This window comes from Pseudomonas sp. JV245A, assembly GCF_032424515.1.
GTDB classification, from domain to species: Bacteria; Pseudomonadota; Gammaproteobacteria; order Pseudomonadales; family Pseudomonadaceae; genus Aquipseudomonas; species Aquipseudomonas protegens.
Window position 1 is genome coordinate 1 of the sequence record NZ_VYKE01000276.1, and the last position, 3642, is coordinate 3642.

Annotated in this window: 4 protein-coding genes; all 4 read left to right on the plus strand. The window is 66.2% G+C overall.

Annotation, left to right across the window (positions count from 1 at the left end):
- Positions 1 to 97 precede the first annotated feature (97 nt).
- The 4 genes from F6S12_RS30405 to F6S12_RS30420 are packed head-to-tail and all read left to right on the plus strand — an operon-like array spanning position 98 to position 3612.
- The gene (locus tag F6S12_RS30405; RefSeq protein WP_011058487.1) at positions 98 to 1246 is read left to right on the plus strand and encodes an ABC transporter permease; all 1149 of its coding nucleotides are present in this window, start codon (positions 98 to 100) and stop codon (positions 1244 to 1246) included.
- Positions 1243 to 2046 carry an ABC transporter ATP-binding protein gene (locus F6S12_RS30410; protein WP_011058486.1) on the plus strand — a complete coding sequence of 268 codons (804 nt, stop codon included), beginning with the start codon at positions 1243 to 1245 and terminating at the stop codon, positions 2044 to 2046. The genes F6S12_RS30405 and F6S12_RS30410 overlap by 4 nt, the downstream gene beginning before the upstream one ends.
- Position 2047: 1 nt before the next feature.
- Positions 2048 to 2986 carry an MlaD family protein gene (locus tag F6S12_RS30415; RefSeq protein ID WP_011058485.1) on the plus strand — a complete coding sequence of 313 codons (939 nt, stop codon included), beginning with the start codon at positions 2048 to 2050 and terminating at the stop codon, positions 2984 to 2986.
- Positions 2983 to 3612: an ABC-type transport auxiliary lipoprotein family protein gene (locus F6S12_RS30420; RefSeq protein WP_011058484.1), complete on the plus strand. Its 630-nt coding sequence runs from the start codon at positions 2983 to 2985 to the stop codon at positions 3610 to 3612. The genes F6S12_RS30415 and F6S12_RS30420 overlap by 4 nt, the downstream gene beginning before the upstream one ends.
- Positions 3613 to 3642: the final 30 nt, after the last annotated feature.

The following is a 3642-nucleotide window of genomic DNA, read 5'->3' on the forward strand; positions in this document are numbered from 1 at the left end:
CGCTCCAGATCAAGACGCGGCCAAGACCGGCGAGGCAAAGTAACCGGGATCGTGCTATTACGTAGCACTGCGAAATGGCCACACAAGCTCGGAGCTTATGACTAGCAGCGTGACGCCCGGCACCGCTCAACTGGACCTTGCCCACTCCCCGGCGCAATTGCGCATCGGCGGCGACTGGACGCTGGCGCACTACAGCGACCTCAAGCGCCTCAGCCAATCCCTGGACGGCCGCTACGACAGCAGCACCCATATCGACCTCAACGGCCTCGGCGCCCTGGACACCGCCGGCGCGTCGCTGCTGGTGGAACTGCTGGGGGCAGAACGCCTGGGGCAGTCCGCCGAACACCCCGACTGCACCTTGTCCGCCGCCGACCGCGCGCTGCTGCACACGGTCTACACCTCGTTGAACGACTTCTGCGTACCGGTCAAGGAACCGGAGATCTCGGTCAGCGTGCAATTGCTTTCGCGCATTGGCAGCGCGGTCTATACCGTCTGGCAGGACACCCTGAAGGTCCTGGGCTTCATCGGCCTGATCCTGGAAACCCTGGCCCGCGGCCTGCTGCGCCCCAAGCGCTGGCGCATCACCCCGGTGGTGGCACACATCGAACAGACCGGCCTCGACGCGGCGCCCATCGTCGCCCTGCTGACCTTTCTGGTGGGCGCGGTGGTGGCCTTTCTCGGCGCCACCGTGCTGGCCAACTTCGGCGCCAGCATCTTTACCGTGGACCTGGTGGCATTTTCCTTCCTGCGGGAATTCGGCGTACTGCTCACCGCGATTCTCATGGCCGGGCGCACCGCCAGCGCCTTCACCGCGCAGATCGGCTCGATGAAGGCCAATGAAGAGATCGACGCCATCCGCACCCTGGGCCTGGACCCGGTAGAGCTGCTGGTGCTGCCTCGGGTCCTGGCCCTGCTGGTGTCGCTGCCGATGCTGACGTTCCTGGCGATGCTTTCGGGGATAGTCGGTGGCGCGGTGGTCTGCGCCCTGTCCCTGGATATCTCCCCGGCGATGTTCCTCTCGCTGCTGCATTCGGATATCGGCGTGAAGCACTTCCTGCTGGGCCTGGTGAAAGCGCCGATCTTCGCCTTCCTGATCGCCGCCATCGGCTGCCTGGAAGGCTTCAAGGTCAGCGGCAGCGCCGAGTCGGTGGGCGCCCACACCACCTCCAGCGTGGTCCAGTCGATCTTCGTGGTGATCGTCATCGATGCCGTGGCCGCGCTGTTCTTCATGGAGATGGGCTGGTGAGCCGGCCGCCACGCGCGCCGGCGAAGGCGGTGATCGAGGTCCGTGGCCTGTGCAACCGCTTCGGCAAGCAGAGCGTGCACGAGAACCTCGACCTGGATGTGTACCAGGGCGAGATCCTCGGCGTGGTCGGCGGCTCGGGCAGCGGCAAGTCGGTACTGCTGCGCAGCATCGTCGGCCTGCGCCAGCCCAGCGAAGGCTCGGTGCGGGTATTCGGCCAGGACCTGCCAAGCCTGCCGGAACAGCAACGTTCGCTGATCGAACGACGCTTCGGCGTACTGTTCCAGAAGGGCGCGCTGTTCACCTCGCTGACCGTGACCGAGAACGTCGCCCTGCCATTGATCGAGCATGCCGGCCTGTCCCGTGCCGATGCCGAACACCTGGCGGCGGTCAAGCTGGCCCTGGCCGGCCTGCCGCTGTCGGCGGCCGACAAATACCCGGCCTCGCTCTCTGGCGGGATGATCAAGCGCGCTGCCCTGGCCCGGGCGCTGGCCCTGGACCCGGACATCCTGTTTCTCGACGAACCCACCGCCGGCCTCGACCCGGTGGGCGCCGCCGCCTTTGACCAGTTGATCCTGACCCTGCGCGATGCCCTGGGGCTCAGTGTGTTCCTGGTCACCCACGACCTGGACACCCTCTACACCATCACCGACCGTGTGGCGGTGCTGGCGCAGAAAAAGGTACTGGTGGCGGATGCCATCGATATCGTCGCCGAGACCGACGACGAATGGATTCACCAATACTTCCATGGCCCTCGCGGCCGCGCGGCCTACCAGGCCGCTACACAGACCAACGAGGGATGACATGGAAACCCGAGCCCATCATGTACTGATCGGCCTGTTCACCGTGATCGTGGTGGCCGGCGCCTTGCTGTTCGGCCTGTGGCTGGCCAAGTCCAGCGTCGACAGCGCCTTCCAGGACTACCAGATCGTCTTCAACGAGGCGGTCAGTGGCCTGTCCAAGGGCAGCTCCGTGCAATACAGCGGGATCAAGGTCGGTGATGTGGTCAACCTGCGCCTGGACCCCAAGGACCCGCGCCGGGTGCTGGCACAGATCCGCCTGGGCAGCGAGACGCCGATCAAGGAGGACACCCAGGCCAAGCTGGCCCTGACCGGCATCACCGGCACCTCGATCATCCAGCTCAGCGGCGGCACGCCGCAAAGCCCGACCCTCAAGGGCAAGGACGGCGAACTGCCCACCATCATCGCCTCACCGTCGCCCATCGCCCGCCTGCTGAACAACAGCAACGACCTGATGACCGGGGTCAACCTGCTGCTGCACAACGCCAACCGCATGTTCTCCCCGGACAACGTGGCCCGGGTCAGCAGCACCCTGGACAACCTGCAGAAGACCTCCGCCAGCATCGCCGAGCAGCGCGACGACCTGCGCCAGCTGATGCAGCAACTGGGCTCCATCAGCAAGCAGACCGGCGCCATGCTGGAACAGACCACCGCGCTGATGCGCAACGCCAACGGGCTGCTCAACGACCAGGGCAAGCAGATGTTCGGCAGCGCCGAGCACGCCATGCGCTCCCTGGAGCAAAGCAGCGCCACCCTGAACAAACTGCTGAGCGACAACCAGGACTCGCTGAACAACGGCATGCAGGGCCTCAACGGCCTGGCGCCAGCCGTCCGCGAGCTGCGCGAGACCCTGAGCTCGCTGCGGGCCATCACCCGGCGCCTGGAAGCCAACCCCGGCGGTTACCTGCTGGGTAACGAGAAGAACAAGGAGTTCACGCCATGAAGCGTGCCTATCGCCTGCTTGCCCCCCTGGGCCTGAGCGCCGCCCTGGCCCTGACCGGGGCCTGCTCGATACTGCCCAAGGGCGAGCCGCTGGACATCTATCGGCTGCCGGTAAGCCAGGCCGGCGCCACGGCGCCGAACCAGGCCCTGCCGTGGTCCTTGCAGTTGCTCAAGCCCCAGGCCGGGGATGCGCTGAACAGCGCACGGATCGCGGTGATTCCCCAGGGCAACCTGATCAGCAGCTACAAGGCCTCGCGCTGGAGCGATCCGGCACCGATCCTGCTGCGTAACCGCCTGCTGGACGGCTTCCAGCGCGATGGCCGGGTCCAGCTGTTGAGCACCGATGACAGCAACCTGCAGACCGACCTGGCCCTGGGCGGCGACCTGCAAGCCTTCCAGACCGAATACCAGGGCAACGCCGCCCAGGTGGTGATCCGCCTGGATGCGCGGCTGATTCGTGGCTACGACCAGAAGATCCTCGCCAGCCGGCGCTTCGAAGTGCGCCAAGCGCTGGCTGAAACCGGGGTGCCGGCGGTGGTCACAGGATTTGGCCAGGCCGGCGATGCGCTGACCCGGCAAGTGGTGGATTGGGCAGTGGGGCAGGGCAATCGGGCGCTGAAACATTGAGAGCCCTTTCGCCGGCAAGCCGGCTCCTAC

Bases quoted from the DNA above. Each gene is read 5' to 3' on its own strand.
- F6S12_RS30415 (WP_011058485.1), top strand. From the start codon at position 2,048: ATGGAAACCCGAGCCCATCATGTACTGATCGGCCTGTTCACCGTGATC.
- F6S12_RS30405 (WP_011058487.1), top strand. From the start codon at position 98: ATGACTAGCAGCGTGACGCCCGGCACCGCTCAACTGGACCTTGCCCAC.
- F6S12_RS30420 (WP_011058484.1), top strand. From the start codon at position 2,983: ATGAAGCGTGCCTATCGCCTGCTTGCCCCCCTGGGCCTGAGCGCCGCC.